Origin of the sequence: Glutamicibacter sp. FBE19 (assembly GCF_015524875.1) — a bacterium.
Classification (GTDB): Bacteria; Actinomycetota; Actinomycetes; order Actinomycetales; family Micrococcaceae; genus Glutamicibacter; species Glutamicibacter halophytocola.
In genome coordinates this window covers 118,110-134,495 of sequence record NZ_JACKQN010000007.1, presented here as the reverse complement: position 1 = coordinate 134,495, position 16,386 = coordinate 118,110, and the positions used below count along the sequence as shown (strand labels likewise).

Here is a 16,386-nt window from a genome sequence, read left to right as displayed (position 1 = left end):
TACTGAAGAAATGCTTCAGAATTTAGTAATTCCCCGGTGGTGCTTGGGCAGCCGCGCACTGGCCTCGTCCTGGGCGTCCCATCCTTGAATTTCCACCGCTGAGGAAGAGTGTCGACGAGGTGAAAAAATTGCGTCTTCGCGGTCAGCATATGCGTGGCCTGCCGGGGCGTGCGCGTAACAATCGGAAGTTGCCCGGCGCTCAGCTGGCGCAGTTAATGCCCTGGCCCTGATTGGCTTTCGCAAGGGGTTCAATTTTCCAGTTCAACCGTCTATCATCGTTATATGGCGATGATAGAGTCTAGAAGCGATGATTTGCTGGATCGCGACGGCAAGATGCGGCAAGCTGCGCTCTTCCATGCCCTCGCTGACCCGACAAGGTTGCTGATCCTTGAACATCTGAAAACCGGTGAACACAAGGTCAGGGAACTGACCGATCATCTAGGGCTGGCCCAGAGCACGGTCAGCGCCCATCTTGCCTGCCTTCGTGATACTGATCTGGTCACTGTCCGGAGCCAGGGGCGGGCGAGCATCTACGCACTGGGGCAGGCCGAGTACTTGGACCAGCTGCTCACCTTGGCACAGCTAATCGTCCCAAACCAATCGCAGGCGCATCACTGGCAAGAAGCGCACTCAAGCCAGCAAGTAGAGGTGTAGCCATGGGCCACGATCATTCGCACGGCCACTCCCACGATCATTCGGAGGCCAACCGCTCTCGACTTGCCTGGGCCTTTGGCATCACGGCAGCCATTCTCATTGCCGAAATCATCGGGGCCATTGTCACTAGCTCGCTAGCCTTGCTCGTCGACGCGGCACACATGCTGACCGATACCCTCGGGCTGCTGCTGGCGCTCACCGCGGCCAATTTGATTGCGCGCAAGCCCACCACCAAGCGAACCTGGGGATTCCGGCGCGCCGAAGTGCTCTCGGCAACACTGCAATCAGCGCTGCTGCTCGCAGTCGGCATCTACGCTGCCATCGATGCCGTTCGCCGGCTATTCACGCCAACAGAAATCCAGCCAACAGGCCTGCTCGTTTTTGGCGTGATCGGTTTGCTGGGAAATGTCATTTCCATGTGGATCATCTCCGCGGGACGCAAGAACAACCTGAATATGCGCGCAGCGTTCCTTGAAGTTGTAAATGACGCATTGGGCTCGGTGGCAGTTATCGTTGCCGCCGTTGTCATCGCAACTACCGGATGGATGGCAGCAGACTCGATTGCTGCCCTGGTCATCAGCGCCCTGATCGTTCCACGTGCCATGAAGCTGTTGAGCGAAACGACTCATATTCTGCTGGAATCCACGCCGCGAGGGCTGGATCTCATTGCGGTGCGCGAGCACCTGGAGAACCAGCCCGGTGTCATTGCCGTGCATGACCTGCACGCTAGCCAGATAGCCTCGAACCTGCCGGTGCTCACCGCCCATGTGGTGGTCGAGGATTCGACGTTCTCGGCTGGAATCGCGGGAGACCTGCTGAAGAACCTGCAAAATTGCGTGGCCGACCACTTCCCGATCAGCATTGAGCATTCGACGTTTCAGATCGAGCCATCCTCGCATCAAAGCACCGAGCACCAGCACGGCTGCTAGCAAGGGCGGCTGGAAAACCCGGCGGATAACCTGTGGTTTAGTTTTGCCGGGGCTGGGTCATACCTGAGTATGATGCGCTGCCTAATCAAGTCAAGCCTGTTGGTGGATGCCCATCTGGCTAGGGAATTTATATTCTTTTGGTATGACTTCTGAAACCCTGCCAAAAACTGACCATGCGGTCGCCGCTCGTGGGCTGACCAAAACCTACGGACATGACACCACCCGGGTTGAGGCTCTTCGCAGCGTCGATGTCTCGTTCGCACGTTCTCGTTTCACTGCCATCATGGGTCCTTCCGGATCCGGCAAATCAACCCTGATGCATTGCCTGGCTGGCCTGGACTCGGCAGACAGCGGCGAAATCATCATCGGCGGCAAGAACTTGCTCTCGCTCAGCGACGATCAGCTCACCGAGATGCGCCGCGAACAGATTGGTTTCGTTTTCCAGTCGTTCAACTTGGTCCCCACCATCAACGCGCAAGACAACATCTTGCTGCCCCTGTCCCTGGCTGGCAAGAAGCACGACAAGGCCTGGTTCGACACGGTCATCAATGCCTTGGGCTTGCGCGACCGCCTCACCCACAAGCCACATGAACTCTCCGGTGGGCAGCAGCAGCGCGTGGCCGTAGCCCGTGCGCTGCTCACCCGCCCTGAGGTTGTCTTTGGCGATGAGCCAACTGGCAACTTGGATTCCCGAACCGGCGCCGAAGTCCTGTCGCTGATGCGTACTTCCACTCGCGAAATGGGACAGACCATCATCATGGTGACCCACGATCCCGTGGCAGCATCCTACGCAGACACCGTGCTGCTCATGAAAGACGGCGCGATTGTCGGAACCATCGAGGAGCCAACCGTGGCTACCGTGTCCGAGGCACTCGCCTCATTGGCGGAGTAAACGATGCTGCACGTAGCACTTTCCAATATCAAGACCTACGCCCGGCGCTATATCGCCGTCGTGCTTGCCGTGGCCATCGGCACCGCGTTCCTCGCGGCAACGCTGGCAGTGAATTCGTCAACACAGGCGACCTTGAAGAATTCCTTGGGGGATTCTTACAAGTCCGCCGACTTGGTGGCCTACTGGGATCCAAGCCCAAGCGCCGACCCCGACCAGACAACCGAGCTCACCGCCAAAGAAATCGATGGCGTTCGCAATCTTCCCGGAGTGTCTACCGCCTATGGCTTGGGCTACGCCTATGGCCAGCTGCATACCGCGGATAATGGATACACCATTCAGATCCAGCCGGTCGACCCGAATCAGGGGCTGGGTGGAATGGAACTTCTCGAAGGCCGCGCTCCGCTGGCCAACAACGAGATGATCATCGATGATTCCCATGCCAAGGACATGGGCATTTCCGTCGGAGATGTTGTGGCCCTGAGCGACGACCAGGGGAAGACCCAGAACATCAACATCGTCGGTATTCAGCGTTCCTCGGCTAACCCGCAGACTTCCGCCTACGCCTTGGGCGGCATGAGCGAAAAGGCATGGAGCCACTTCGCCGGCGACAGCGCCATATTCCGCGACATCGTCATCAATAGCGATGGTTCCATTGATGCTGTTCGGCAGGACCTGCAAGACTACTTTGCAGACCAGAAAAAAATTGACGTCGCAGTGGTCACCGCGGATCAAAAGGTTATTGACGAAGTGGCCCAGATGACCGGTGGCACCGACCAGCTGAGCATCATCCTGATTATTTTCGCTTTGATCGCGCTCGTAGTTACCGGCCTGGTTGTAGTCAACACGTTCTCCGTGGTGATTGCACAGCGAACCCGGGAATTGGCGCTGCTTCGCACCCTGGGCGCCAAGCGCAAGCAGATCCGCAGCTCGGTACTGATTGAAGCCCTCGTGATTGGCATCGTGGCATCGGTGATTGGCGTCTTGCTGGCCATCGCGTTGATGGCTGGTTTGATCCAGCTGCTGCACACCCTGGTCCCTGCCATGTCATACGCAACGCTCTCGATGACCCCTGTCGGTCTCGCGGTTCCAATTGCTGTCGGCATCTTGATGACGGTTGTTGCTGCAAGCTTGCCTGCTCGCCGGGCCATGAAGCTGGCGCCGCTGGCCGCTCTGCGCCCGTTTGACGCTGCCAGCGTGAAGAACCGCGCGGGCATTGTGCGCATCGTCTTTGGAGCGGTGTTGGCCCTCATCGGTGTTGGCCTGCTGGTCTTCGGAGCAGTCAAGGGGAATCTGGTCGTAGCCTTCCTGGGCGGCTTGGTGTCCTTCCCGGGGATCTTGATGCTCGCCTCGCTGTTCGTACCGAGCAGCGTCGCCGGTATTGGCAAGGCGATTGCCGGCAAGTCGACTTCCCGCCGCCTGGCTGCATTGAACGCGGTGCGCAATCCAGGGCGCACCACGGCCACGGCGACTGCCTTGCTGATCGGCGTGACGCTGGTTTCGATGATCATGGTTGGCGGCCAGACCGCCAAGGCCAGCCTGAACAATTCGGTAGCTGCCGAGTACCCCGTGGACATGATGGTCTCGTTCTACGATGGAGCGACCAGCAAAGCCAAAGCGGAAGAGCTGGCCAAGACGATCGATGGCGTTGACGGCGTCAGCGCTACCTCGACATTCACCAGCTCGTATGCCGATGCGGATCTAAACATGGGCGAACCGGTCAACATCCAGCTGATTGCTGTTGACCCGCAGGAGTACGCCAAGACGGTTCTGGACCAGAAGGTCGTCCCCGAGAATGGCGAACTGATCTTGTCCCAGTGGGAGACCGACCAGAAATCCATCGAGGTCGCAGGACAGTCGCTCAAGGTCAAAGAATCAGGCGCGCTGCTCTCAGGAAACCTGATCACCAATGAGACCCTCAAAACCTTGGAGATCAAGGATCCGAGTTCATACCCCGGAATCATCGTCAAGGTGGATTCCAGTATCGCAGGCTCGCAGATCAATGAACTGGTGACCGAAATTTCGGACATCACCGGCGTTGAATCATCGATGATTGACGGCGGCGTAGTCATGAAGTCGATGTTCACGCAGATCATTGATGTGCTTCTGACCATTGTTTCGGCGCTCCTTGCCGTCGCGGTGCTCATCGCATTGATTGGCGTCGCCAATACGCTCAGCCTCTCGGTGCTTGAACGGACGCGCGAGAACTCGCTGCTTCGGGCATTGGGCCTGAAGAAGAAGCAGCTGCAAAGCATGCTGGCCACCGAAGCGGTCCTTATCGGTGGTGTCGCGGCCTTGCTCGGCATGGTCCTCGGAGTTGCCTACGGCTTGCTGGGTGCCCAGTCGGCATTGGCATCCATGGGAACCTTGACCTACTCCATCCCGTGGTGGCAGCTGGCAGCAGTCCTTGCCGTGAGCGTGATCGCTGCGCTCCTGGCATCCATCACCCCAGGGCGACGGGCTGCAAGGCTTTCACCAGTAGAAGGCTTGGCAACCGAGTAACAGCCGCGTAGTGTTCAAGGCCGGGCCCGGAATAACAGCAATCCTGTTGTCCGGGCCCGGCCTTTTCGCTGCAATTGCAGCTGCAGATACAGATTGGCCCCATGAACATGGAACTCACCCGGTTCCGGGTGCTTCCCGGAAAGACTGCCTCGGCCAACGAATGGATGGAACTGCTTAACTCCAGCTTGCCTGTGGTCCTTGAGACCCTGGAGCAAGAAAAGATGTACGTCGAAACGATCTTTAGCGAAAGCATCGACGGGGTCGAGTACCTGTACTGGTACAGCATCCAAGGCGAGAACGGTGTCGAGGCCAAGGACTCAAATCACGAGATCGACAAGGCCCACTTGAGGTATTGGAAAGAATGCATTGACCCCGACTACGCACCGCAGGATCTGCGCCCTCGAGTGAATATGATCCCTGAACGCATTCAGTGACTCATGAAGTGAATGCAGCACCGCGACATTAAAGGTCCACTTCACAGGGGAACTGGACCTTTAATGTCGGGTGGGGCGCTAGTTGCGCAGCGTGATGGTGGTGGCCATGGCCGGTGAACGGCCGGTGGTCACGAAGCCAGAGATATTGGATCCCGGGTGCTTGATGATGTCGGTAATCGACCCCAGGTGCCGGCTCAGATCGATCTTGTCTTCCGGCGCGGCAAGCACGAGGTGGAAGCCGAATTCCTGCAGTGCGCGTATACCGGCAGCGGCATACTCCGAATTGGCCTGAATGAATGCTTCATCGATCATCACCGTGCCGAAGGAAGTGAAGCCCGCCGAAGCGAAGCCCAGCTGGTAGGCCAAAGCAGCGCCCATGATGAAGGAAGTAAAGCGCTGGCCCTCGCCACCGGACAGAGTTCCAGGTTCCAAGCCGGTTTCGATTTCACCATTGGTCTTGTGCTCATTGCAGCTGATGACCACGTGTTGACGAACATCCAGCACCGTGGAGCGCCACGCGTTGAGTGAAGGATCGCTCAAGGCGGTAACGAGGGATTCCAGCGCCTGGTAGGACGTGGCCAAGGTCGTTTCATCCTTGGTCGTGTAGGCCTCCTGCAAGGCATCCTTCAACTCCTTGCGGAAGTTCCCGGCCTCCACTGGAATCGAATTCTCGACCTCCAGGCGCAGGATGGATCCATGCTCGAACGTCACCTCGGCCAGAATCTGGTTCAACGGCTTGATGCGTTCGGAGATCATGCGACGCTCTTCATCAAGCAGCTGCAACAGATCGCTGAAGCGCTCGTAGGAGCGGTTGGCGAAGTATTCACGGAACTGCGCTTCGTGGTGCGGCAGGCCATCGGCAACAATCTGATCGTGCAGCTGCGTGTAGTGCTCGGCTGCCTCCGCGGAGGTACCGTGGGTTTGGGCGTGCGAGGTGCCAAAATCACGGGCAAAGCGACGGAAAGTTTCACTCAGGGCGCTGCCAATTTCCTGGTGCTGGCTGTTCAGCGAGTTCATCTGGCTTCCCAGCTGCAGCTTGACCTCGGCGAAGGCCTCGCTGATTTGCTCACTGGATGGGCACTTGCCTGAAATGGCCTGGTCAAGGACCGGACCGAGCAATTGATGCTGGCGCAATGGCGCCGGAATCGATTGCTCCCAATCGCCAGCCGGCTCCTGTGCCGTGGCCAGGACCTGCTGAGCACGTTCTACCTGGAGCTGCAGGTCCCGGATGCGGGAACGGACCAGTGCAAGGTCGCCGACAAGTTTTTCCGCTTCGGCCTTGGCTGCTTCAATCTGCTGGCGCACTCGCGAGGAATCACCCGAGAGCGACAGGGCATCGCCAAGCTTCTGCTCGCCACGCCGCAACGCTTCCAAAGCCGGGGAAGAATCCAATTGGCTGAAGCTGCGCTCGTCGGCAATGATCGCCTTGAGCAGCAGCGACTTGGCAACCACCTTGTTCTTGGCGGCGCTGCGTTCATCGGCAGACGCTTGTGCCTGGGCGATTTTTTCCTCCAAGCGCACAGCCTTTGACTGCAGCTCGGAAATCTTTGATTCGTTGGTGAAGCCGAGCAAGTATTCGGAGGCCGGAAGTCCGCGAGTATCGCGTTCAAAGGTTCCGGCACCGGTTTTCATGGTGCCTGCAGGGGTGATGGCCTTGGGATGCACATGCATGGCGGCATCGTTATCCACGCAAGCCAGCGGATAATCCGCGGTGATCTTCGACTTCAGCCAATTGCCCGCATCGCCTGGGGCAAAGTCGAGCTTGGTGACCAGATCTGCCGGGCCCGCCGCACCCGACTTGGGCTGCTGGGAAATATCGATCCATCGAACACGTCCCAGGCCATCAAGCTGGTCGATAGCATGGGTCACCTGCCCCAGCAGGTCGCCCGGCACCAGCAGGGTGCGGGCCAAGGAATGCAGGGCCTTCTCCGCGGCCAGGCGCCAGGTCGAGGAATCAGCGGAAACATCCATCAGCTCGCCGGCAAAAGGCAGCTGGTCTTCGCTCAGCGAGCACGCCGAAGCGATTGCCCGGCGTGCTGCGATGGACCGGTCATCAATATTGCTGGCGCGGCGTTGATAGGAGCGGATCTGCTCGGCCAGCGTCTCGGCGCGCTTGCGCAAATTGACCAGCGATGCCATGGCTTCATATTCCACGGTTTGCGCGTCGTGGGTGATCGAAGACAGCTGCTGCAAAGTGCGGGCCGCATTGGCACGCAACTCATCCAAGCCGGTGGCGGAGAACTCAAAGCTCAAACCAGCATCTGTCGCCTGTTGCTGCAGGGCGCGAAGGGCATTTTCCTTTTCGCTCAGCGCCTTTCGAGCAACATCGGCCTCGCGCTCCAGAAGCATGAGCGAGGCGGAACCGGCCGAATCGTGCGCCGCTTCCAAGGACTGCAACTGGTCATCGAGCTGCTCCTTGCGCGCTCGAAGTTCCCCTTCTTCGATCTGCAGGGCAGCTAGTTCGCTCTGGTGGGAGGAGAGATCATTGCGCATCACCAGCTGGCGGACCTGGGCTTCCAGGGCCTGCACGTCGCTGTCCAGCAGGTGGCGGGTTTCGGTGATTTTCTCGGCCAACTGGCGGTAGGCCAGATCCTGCTGGGGAACCTCGGCCAGCGCGTCACGCTGGGCACGGGCGGTGTCCAATTGGCGATAGATGCCGCGAAGGTGCGCGAAGTCCTCAACTGCCGCCGCGGCGGCTTTGAGTGTTGCCGGTTCTTCGAGAACTTCATGGCGGAAGAACTGGTTGACGCCTTTGGCCAGGCCCTTGCCGTTCTGCAAGGTGCGCAACAAGGCAAAGGCCTTATCGCTTTCCACCCCGAGGCGGCGGCGAAGACGCTCAATAAACGCCTTGTGGGTATCGAAGGCTTCGGTGGGAGCTAGCGCCTTGGATAGCGAGGAGACGGTGAAGCGACGCGGCCCGTGGTTCTCCAGCTCAGCAATATCCACCTTGCCTTCGCACAACAGGTAGTGCTTGGAAACTTGGCCTTCCAGCCCAGCATCGGGCAGATCAAAAACGGCCCCGGCAGTCACCGTATTGCCCATGCCGTCCTCGTAGCTGAGGATGATGGCGCTCCAGGTGGCCCCCGGACGCTGGTAAACGGTGCCTTCGCTGGTCTTGAATTGGCGTCCGCGCATATAGGAGAAGGTGGTGCGCCGGTCTTCGCGGGTGGCCGCGTCGTTAGCTGATTCATTGAGGCGGGGAGTCGCGAAAAATACGTGGCCCATGGCGTCGAACAGGGTGGATTTGCCAACACCGGGGTGCCCGGTGACCAGTGTCCCGGCCCGGTCCACGGACAGGTCGTGCAGTCCATGGAAGGTGCCCCAGTTAACGATCTGCACCCGGCTGAGGCGATGCTGGCCGGGGTTGATCGCGCCGCCCAGCGGAAGAGTCATTTCAATGCTCATCGGTTACTCCTGCACCAACTCGGGGGACTGTTCAGCAAGTTCATCGTTGTCGTCGGGCGAAAGGTTAAAAGCCGGCTCGTTGGCATCAATCGCCGCGATGTAGCGCGGAATGTCTTGAATGCTGCTCAGCGGCAGTGCCATGGCCAACGCCGGAGAGATGCGGAATTCGTTCTCCAGCTCGGTGCTGGTCAGCAATCGCAGGGATTGCAGACGGGAGATGGCGGCATCACAGGATTCGGCAAATCGCTTGTCATCACGGTCAGTGGCCTGACGGTGCTCGGCCAGGATCTCGTGCATGGTGGCCCGTGAGGCCACCGCGTCGCTGCCGCTGCCGGAGTTCTGCTCCAGCAAAAGCCGCAGGCGCAGGGCCAAGAGGGTTTCATCGCGTTTCAGCGGACGGCGAGGCGCGATCGGCGCGGTGTGGACCTGGTCAATCTGGACCGGGGACAGCATCGCAATTTTGCGGTCCATATCCATGGTCAACGCCAAGAAGATCTCCGAGAAGTAATCGGTGATCGTCTGCTGCTGATCAAGCAAGAGCTGCCAAGCGGAGGCATCCACCGAGCCATCAAGGTAGGGTCCACGCAAGAGGCGAACCAGCAATTGGCGCAACGGCAGGGAGTATTTTCCGGTATCACCGTCGAACAGCGGTTCGGCGATCGGTGCGGCATAGGCATCGCTCGTGGTCATAGCGGCTCCTTCGTGAAGCTTAAAGCGGGCAGGATGGCGGTTCTCATGGAACCATCAAGTTGCTGGAAATCGATGTTGACCAATTCAGCCTCGTTGAGCGATTCGCCATTGGTGCGCCCGATCTCAACCAGTGCGCGAATGGTATTCAAATGCCGATGCTCATCGTCCAAAGCGGCGAATACTTCATCCATGCGCACTGCTCCGGCTGGCGCGTGATTCAACTGCCGGGTAATCGACTCGCGCAGCAATGGCATATTGGCTTGTGGCGTCGCGGGACTGCGGACAATGTCGGCCTCGCTGAATTCCGGTGCCTGGGCCAGCGGGGGAGGCGCAACATGTTCGGAAGGATCGTAGATCCCCAAGCCGGAGAGCGTTATCAGCTGCGGAGTGTACAGATCCATCTGGGCCAGGCCGCTGCGCGGCTTGAGCGCCGACGACTTGGTGATGGCCAGCTCGGCTTCCCTGACAGCCTGGCGCAGAAGCTCCGCCTGCTTGTAGTCCTCGGACTGGACGAAGGCATGCAGGGATTCGGAAAGCTTGCCGTAGGAAGCATGGACTTCGGCCGCCTGCCGGCGCAGCTCGCGCAGCAGGTTGGTGAGGATCTGGCGCTCGGTGGCATCGAGGTCGTCAACAAATTCGCGTTCGAGCACTTCTGCCAATGCTGAACGGAAGCGCTGCTGGGCATCGGGAGAATTCAGGAATTCGGTGAATCCGCTGAAGGTTTCGCCTTCAGCGGTTGAGCGCAATTGGCGATCGGCTTCGAGCACCTGGCCCACCGCGACGCCCTTGGCGGTAGAAGCATCGAGGATGCCTTCGCGAAGGGAGTGCAGCATGTCTTGGACGCCATCGCGCATGCGGCGGAAGTCCGCAGGCAGGCTGGAGGCGAGGTCCAACAGCGAACGCGTTGCGGACAAGGCTGTTGTGCGCGAGAGCACCGCGGGATCGTCCCCGCTGCGCAACTGCTCAATTTGCGCCTGGCGCTGGGCGATCTGGGATTCCAAGGCGCGGATTCGGGCTTCAGGATCCGGGTCCGTTTCATGCACCAGGGATTCCAGCGATGAAAGCAAGGTGTTCAATCGCGAGGAGTTCAGGTGGGAATCGTCGGTGGAAAAATCTGAGAGGAAGCGCAATGTGCGCAGGGTCTGCGCGCTGGGCTCATAAACGAAACGCCCATCGATCAGCGGCCGCGCGAGAATTCCTTGCTTGACCCAGGTCTCGGCAAAATCCTGGGCAGAGTATGACTGCGGAATCTGCTCGTCGCTTTGACGCGCCTGCTTCAAGAACGAATCCAATGAAGCATGGAACAGCTCTAGCGCTACGCGGGAGCGATCGGCGGTGAACTCGGCTCGGATGAAGGCCACCGCCCATGGTTGGGCCGTCAGAAGACGATATGCTGCCGAGCCTTTGAACTGTTGAGCTTGAAGCCACAAACTATTCGCGCGGTGCGAGGGCTGCATGTACTTCCTTGATCTTTAGGACGCCTAACTAAACAATTCTAAATCATCGGCCTCAACAGTAAATGTGAATCCATTGCTCCTGCCCGTTAATCCCGGTCCTTGAGAAAGAATCAGTTGCCGGGGGTGTTGCCAAAACCTCATTCTGTGTAGGGTCGAATTATGAAGATGACAACCTGTTTTCTGTCAGCTCATAGCCAAGACAGAATGCACGGAGGGGGCAATCAATGAAGTCCTTGCGCTTAGCAGTATCCGTCGGCCTTGCCATGGCGTTGGCAGCCTGTAGCGCGCAAACCACCCCGGAAACCCCGAGCTCGGATTCTGCCGCACCGGAGCAATCACAACAGGAACAACAGCGCGTCAGCAGCGTTAAAGCCGAAATCAACAGGCTCGCTGATGGCTATGACTATGACGCCGCGATAAAACTTGCCAAGAAAGACAGTGACGACAGCCTGTCTTCAATGGTCGCCGGACTCGAAGACGAGAAAGAACACACCACGGCGTGGGATCAGCCGGATAAAATTCCGCACTTGTTTTTCCACTCGCTCATTGTGGACACCGACCGCGCCTTCGACAAGGAAAGCAGTTCTGCTGGATACGAAGACTACATGGTGACCCAAAAGGAATTTTCCGCGATCCTTTCATCGCTTTATGCAAAAGACTATGTACTGGTCAATCCGCATGACTTCGCTGGCCTCAATAAGCAGAAGAAGATGGAATATCGAAAGATCATGCTCCCCAAAGGCAAAAAGCCCCTGGTGCTTTCCGTTGATGATGTCAGCTACTACGAATATATGGAAGGCGATGGCTTCGCCAGCAAGCTGGTGCTCGACAAAGATGGCAAAGTCCGCAACGAATATGTCGATGCTGCCGGTAAAAAACACATCGGTGCCTACGACGTGACCACGATGGTTGACGACTTCATCAACAAGCACCCGGACTTCACCTATCGCGGAGCACGAGGTTTGGTAGCAATGACCGGCTATAACGGCGTGTTCGGCTACCGCACCTCTGAGAGCCAGTATCCGAATAACAAGAATCTGAAAGAAGATCAGGAAAAGGCTACTGCGATCGCAAAATCCATGAAGGAAACCGGTTGGGTCTTCGCGTCGCATTCATGGGGCCACATCCAGACCGGAACGGTCAGCATGGGGCGGCTGGAACGCGATACCAAGCTTTGGAAAAAAGAGGTTGAACCGATCGTTGGAGCGACAGACCAGTTCATTTATCCTTTTGGCTCTGACATAGCGCACACCAGCGAATACTCGGGTCCCCGCTATGAGTACCTGAAGAAACAAGGGTTCAGGTACTTCTATGGCGTGGACGGCACCACAGAATCCTGGATGCAGCAGCGCTCAGATTATCAGCGCCAAATGCGCATCAACGTTGACGGGCTGCAATTTGCCAAGGAAGAAAGGGGCGACCGCCCGGTCCTGGGTTCCTTCTTCGACGTTGAAAAAGTCATCGACCCGGCCAGGAAATGAGCGGATCGATGAGCACCAACCTACAACGCCATGAACGCACCGAGTTGTGACAGTGCCTGCGGGGAAGACGGCAGATAATCGGTGAGCCGCTCGCTGCGCACGATAATCGCTTTCCACTGTCCTCGGGAGACGGCGACGTTAACCCGGTTTCGATTCAAGAGGAACTCGATGCCTCGAGAAGCATCGTCCGCGCTGGAGCAGGCCATGGTCATCAAGACAATCGGCGCTTCTTGGCCCTGGAACTTGTCCACAGTCCCGACTTTGACCGCGTCCAGACCCTTCGAGGCCAGTACCTCGCGAACCAGATTGACCTGGGCGTTGTATGCGGCGACTACCAGCATGTCGGTGGGTTCCAACGCTCGTTGGGGTTTACCGGGGCCCGGAGTCCACCGCATGCCAAGATGATCGCGAACTAGCTGGGCGATGGTTTCGGCTTCCTCGACTGAGCTAACGGTGTTGCCACGGTGCGCGACCAGCGTAGTGCTCACTCCCGCAGGCGTGCCTTCAAGCACACGCTGACCCGCAGCCGGGGCCGAAAACAGCTGGTGGTCATAGCTCAAGGCCGAAACCTTGGCACATAGTTCCGGGTGCATGCGCCATGAAGCAGCCAGGAAATAGCCCAGCTGTGGCGGCAGCACGGGTTCGCCAGCAGAGAGCCACCCCAAGGCCGATTCGTCAACGGGCTGCGGATGCGATCCCTGGGTAACCTGGGGCAGCTGTTGCGGATCGCCGAGCAGCAAAAGGTTGCGCGAAGCTCGGGAGACGGCCAAGGTATTAGCCAGCGAGAACTGGCCGGCCTCGTCGATGACCAGCAAGTCGAGACTGCCAGCGGGCACCTTGGACCCGGTGAGGGTCCAAGCCGTGCCGCCAATGAGCGCGCCATCGGCCGAACCCAGAACTTCAGAGATCGAGTCCTTGGAGGTTCCGGCCCACGGTACTGGATCCTTGTGCTTGACCTCCTTGGCGACTACTTCCGGGTCTACCCCCGCCTCGACTGCTTTGCGCAACACATTTTCAACCACTGCGTGGGACTGGGCCACGACCCCGACTTTCCATCCTTCATGGATCAGCTCGCGGATCACGTGGGAAGCCACGAAGGTTTTTCCAGTGCCGGGAGGACCTTGGACGGCAAGGTATGAATGGTCAAGATCTTTCAACGACTCCACGACCGCTTGATGGATCTGGGGCTGGCCGTCGGCCACCATCGGTGCTGCGGGTGCCGTGAGCGTTTTGAACCGCGGGGCGGTACGGCGCAAGATATCGATTCCCGGCTGTTGCGGCAGAACCGGGACAGTGGAGCCGACTTTTTGGGCAATCTCCAGCAGGGCATCATCGATGCTCTTGGTCATCAACGGCTTATCGGGAGTCAACGCCATGGGAAGTGAACCGTAGGGAGGGATCTTGCCGCTCGATTTTTCAGAGACGATAATCCACCCTTCACCAACTTCCACCACAGTTGCATTAAATGCTCCTCCACGAAGCGACTGGTCGACTTCCATGCCCTCAGGCAGAGGGGCCGTAAACATGGCAAATACCGATGACCCGGGGGAGAGCAGCGAACCTTCGGCCAGCGCGCCATTGAGCTTGGTGATCCGCGTGAAGGTCCGGGCCCGTTCGGTGGGCTTGTGCCAATCTTCGAGGACTTCGGCGCTTTCCACCGAGAAAACTCCGCGGACATCGCTCCAATCATCAATCGGTGCGGAGAGCCGGTCGAAGTGCTCCCACCAGAACTGCTTTTTCTCCCGGCGGTTATAGCCGGTAGCAGCAGCCACCATGGCGATGGCGCGGTCGTCATCACTGAGTGCCTGTCCCTGGGGAAGGTTTGCCAGGTAGTCCTGCAAACGCAGTTCTTCCGCGCTGGGCTCGTACTGTTCTTTGGATTCCTCCTGCAATGGAATAGCAGGAAGGCTTTGAGGCTGGTGTTCTTCGAGGGAAAGCAGCCAGTCGCGCAAGCGCAGGGTCGAGAGGCAGTCGTACTCGTTGTAGTCGGCAATCGAGGCCAGTATCTCGTTGGCTGTGGGAGTATCGTGCGCATCGCGTGCCTGCATGTACTGTGCGTAGGCAACTACTGAGGCGCCGGCATCGGTGACGTCTCCGGCGCGCAGATGCTGGCCCATGTATAGCGGCTCAAGTTTCTTGATGGAGTAGGACCGGGTGGAGACCACTAAGGAATTCCGGACGGTTTCATACAGGTCCACGAGGAGGTTCTCACGCAGCCAGGTATCGACTTCTTCTTCACCCGCAATGTGCACCTGCGAGAGCTTGCGCAGGGCGCTCTTTTCGTAAGCGGCGTAGTGGTAGATCTTCATGTTCGGATACCGCTGCCGGCGTTGCTGAACGTAGCTGATGAAATCCAGGAACGCCTGCCGTTCCTCGGCGCGGCTGTGCGCCCAGAAGGGCTTGAACACCGGTTCCCCGGTGTCATGTTCGATGACTCCGAACAGGTATTCCAAACCCCACGAACCGTCGGCACGATCCTGATATAGCGGGTCGCCTTCAAAATCAAAGAAAATATCGCCGGTGTCGGGAGCAGGAAGCTGCGAAATGGTTTGGCTGGATTTGACCCTGAAACTGACGCCTTGGACCTCTCCATCAACGCGGCCCAACCCAAGCTGCATTTGCGCCTGATCGATTATTCGAGCCAGCGAGGATTCAGGCGGTGCTTCCAGGGCAGCTAATTGGTCGATGGTGAATACGCCGCGTTTTCGCAGTTTTTCACGTTGCACCATGGACATTCCCGCCACCAGCAACACGTCTCGGGTTGCCTGGGCTTGCTCAGCGCAGTAATCGCAGCGGCCGCAAATGCGCATCAAATCCGAGTTCCATGCAACCGGCTCCGAGGACTTGCGATGCTGCTGGATCATCGACAAGAAGCGTGCGCGTTGGGCTTGGAAGACCGGAAGCACCTCATCCACGCGGTGAACGGAATGCGTGCCGTCTCCGAGGACGAGAGTGGTCTTGGCAGATACTTTGATGCCTTCCGCGATCATCTGATCCGCGTAGGCGGCAACTTGCAACAGGGCGCTGACCCGCGCGTGGCGAGCCAACTTCGTATCCCAAACAGCCCAGGAACCATCTGGCTGGCGCACCAGGAAGTCGGCGAATCCAATGAAGGAACCGTCAAAGAATGTGGCCTGGAAAATGACATCGGCTCCGTTGCGCAAGACTTGCATTGTTTGCTCGTGGGCTGCGCGCAAGCCTTCTGGAGTCATCGTTGGACGGTCATGGAATTGCTTGACTCCGGTGCCTTGGGCCGGATCATAGTCGCCGTAGGCTTGCACCAGTTCTTCCAGGACATTGTGTTCGTGGACATCACCGAGGATTGCGGTGCGTTCCAGCATTTCGTCCCTGGCATTTTCTGCTGCTGGACGGCGGCCAAGTTTCACGTCCAGGAGAAATAACGACTGAAAATTGCAATCGACAGACACAGCAAGGTCACTGGCCGAGAAGATGAACTGATCCTCTAAAAAGAACACGGGGCCGGCGCCTTTCGCTGACTGGTATCTACCTAGCCAACGTAGCACCGGCCCCGGACAGAATCATTGTTCTGCAGCGTGGACGACGTGGTTCACTGCCTGTTGGTTCTCAGGAAATTTCGTCCTTCGACTTCTTGGAACCGCCGAGCAAGAGGGAGAGCAAGGCGACGCCAGCAGTGACGCTGTTGACCGCTGGCCATGCACCGATCTTCTTTGCCAATGGGTGCGAAGCGCCGAAGCCGCCAACATAAGCGCTAATCAGTGCGATTGCCTTGGCTGTGCCTGCATCCTTTTTCCAGATGAGGAACGAGCCAACGCCAGCTGCACCGAGCACCACGGCAGCCAGTGGGCGTTTTTTGGTGGCGCGGCCGGTAGCGTATCCGCCAGCCAAGCCGGTGACGGCCAATGCGGTTGAAGCTAAGCGAGACATGAAGATCCTCCAAATATTTTGCACAACATCTCGCTATGC

The 16,386-nt window shown here is 58.4% G+C and carries 11 protein-coding genes; 6 read left to right on the top strand and 5 right to left on the bottom strand.

All coding sequences use genetic code 11. From position 1 onward, the window contains the following. The first annotated feature begins 282 nt into the window (after positions 1 to 282). The 5 genes from H6F58_RS12440 to H6F58_RS12420 all read left to right on the top strand — a co-directional run bounded on the left by H6F58_RS12440 (position 283) and on the right by H6F58_RS12420 (position 5,408). Positions 283 to 654: a metalloregulator ArsR/SmtB family transcription factor gene (locus H6F58_RS12440; protein ID WP_060700733.1), complete on the top strand. Its 372-nt coding sequence runs from the start codon at positions 283 to 285 to the stop codon at positions 652 to 654. 2 nt (positions 655 to 656) lie between these two features. Then, a complete protein-coding gene (locus tag H6F58_RS12435) occupies positions 657 to 1,583 on the top strand; it encodes a cation diffusion facilitator family transporter (protein WP_146277718.1) in 927 nt (308 codons plus the stop codon). A gap of 142 nt (positions 1,584 to 1,725) precedes the next feature. Next, positions 1,726 to 2,475: an ABC transporter ATP-binding protein gene (locus tag H6F58_RS12430; RefSeq protein ID WP_060700735.1), complete on the top strand. Its 750-nt coding sequence runs from the start codon at positions 1,726 to 1,728 to the stop codon at positions 2,473 to 2,475. Positions 2,476 to 2,478: 3 nt separating this feature from the next. Further along, positions 2,479 to 4,974 carry an ABC transporter permease gene (locus H6F58_RS12425; RefSeq protein ID WP_171919430.1) on the top strand — a complete coding sequence of 832 codons (2,496 nt, stop codon included), beginning with the start codon at positions 2,479 to 2,481 and terminating at the stop codon, positions 4,972 to 4,974. Between the two features lie 101 nt (positions 4,975 to 5,075). After that, positions 5,076 to 5,408: a DUF6176 family protein gene (locus tag H6F58_RS12420; RefSeq protein ID WP_195181880.1), complete on the top strand. Its 333-nt coding sequence runs from the start codon at positions 5,076 to 5,078 to the stop codon at positions 5,406 to 5,408. A 78-nt stretch (positions 5,409 to 5,486) separates the two neighbouring features. On the opposite strand, the gene H6F58_RS12415 is transcribed toward H6F58_RS12420, so the two are convergent. From H6F58_RS12415 to H6F58_RS12405, 3 genes are read right to left on the bottom strand one after another with little or no spacing between them, the layout of a single operon-like run. Continuing rightward, a complete protein-coding gene (locus tag H6F58_RS12415; protein WP_195181879.1) occupies positions 5,487 to 8,813 on the bottom strand; it encodes an ATP-binding protein in 3,327 nt (1,108 codons plus the stop codon). A 3-nt stretch (positions 8,814 to 8,816) separates the two neighbouring features. Continuing rightward, positions 8,817 to 9,503: a DUF4194 domain-containing protein gene (locus H6F58_RS12410; protein ID WP_195181878.1), complete on the bottom strand. Its 687-nt coding sequence runs from the start codon at positions 9,501 to 9,503 to the stop codon at positions 8,817 to 8,819. Beyond that, positions 9,500 to 10,960: a DUF3375 domain-containing protein gene (locus H6F58_RS12405; RefSeq protein WP_146277722.1), complete on the bottom strand. Its 1,461-nt coding sequence runs from the start codon at positions 10,958 to 10,960 to the stop codon at positions 9,500 to 9,502. Before H6F58_RS12405 ends, H6F58_RS12410 begins: the two co-directional genes overlap by 4 nt. Positions 10,961 to 11,184: 224 nt before the next feature. Between H6F58_RS12405 and H6F58_RS12400 the strand changes: the two genes are divergently transcribed. Beyond that, positions 11,185 to 12,441, top strand: a complete 1,257-nt coding sequence (locus H6F58_RS12400) for a polysaccharide deacetylase (protein WP_195181877.1) — start codon at positions 11,185 to 11,187, stop codon at positions 12,439 to 12,441. A 20-nt stretch (positions 12,442 to 12,461) separates the two neighbouring features. Here the strand turns inward: H6F58_RS12400 and H6F58_RS12395 are convergent, their stop codons facing one another. Next, positions 12,462 to 15,917, bottom strand: coding sequence for a bifunctional RecB family nuclease/DEAD/DEAH box helicase (locus H6F58_RS12395; RefSeq protein ID WP_195181876.1), 3,456 nt, complete (start codon positions 15,915 to 15,917; stop codon positions 12,462 to 12,464). Positions 15,918 to 16,026: 109 nt separating this feature from the next. Beyond that, a complete protein-coding gene (locus H6F58_RS12390) occupies positions 16,027 to 16,347 on the bottom strand; it encodes a hypothetical protein (protein ID WP_146277725.1) in 321 nt (106 codons plus the stop codon). Between the last annotated feature and the right edge of the window lie 39 nt (positions 16,348 to 16,386).

Bases quoted from the DNA above. Each gene is read 5' to 3' on its own strand.
- H6F58_RS12420 (WP_195181880.1), top strand. From the start codon at position 5,076: ATGAACATGGAACTCACCCGGTTCCGGGTGCTTCCCGGAAAGACTGCC.
- H6F58_RS12425 (WP_171919430.1), top strand. From the start codon at position 2,479: ATGCTGCACGTAGCACTTTCCAATATCAAGACCTACGCCCGGCGCTAT.
- H6F58_RS12405 (WP_146277722.1), bottom strand. From the start codon at position 10,960: ATGCAGCCCTCGCACCGCGCGAATAGTTTGTGGCTTCAAGCTCAACAG.
- H6F58_RS12410 (WP_195181878.1), bottom strand. From the start codon at position 9,503: ATGACCACGAGCGATGCCTATGCCGCACCGATCGCCGAACCGCTGTTC.
- H6F58_RS12440 (WP_060700733.1), top strand. From the start codon at position 283: ATGGCGATGATAGAGTCTAGAAGCGATGATTTGCTGGATCGCGACGGC.
- H6F58_RS12400 (WP_195181877.1), top strand. From the start codon at position 11,185: ATGAAGTCCTTGCGCTTAGCAGTATCCGTCGGCCTTGCCATGGCGTTG.
- H6F58_RS12390 (WP_146277725.1), bottom strand. From the start codon at position 16,347: ATGTCTCGCTTAGCTTCAACCGCATTGGCCGTCACCGGCTTGGCTGGC.
- H6F58_RS12415 (WP_195181879.1), bottom strand. From the start codon at position 8,813: ATGAGCATTGAAATGACTCTTCCGCTGGGCGGCGCGATCAACCCCGGC.
- H6F58_RS12435 (WP_146277718.1), top strand. From the start codon at position 657: ATGGGCCACGATCATTCGCACGGCCACTCCCACGATCATTCGGAGGCC.
- H6F58_RS12430 (WP_060700735.1), top strand. From the start codon at position 1,726: ATGACTTCTGAAACCCTGCCAAAAACTGACCATGCGGTCGCCGCTCGT.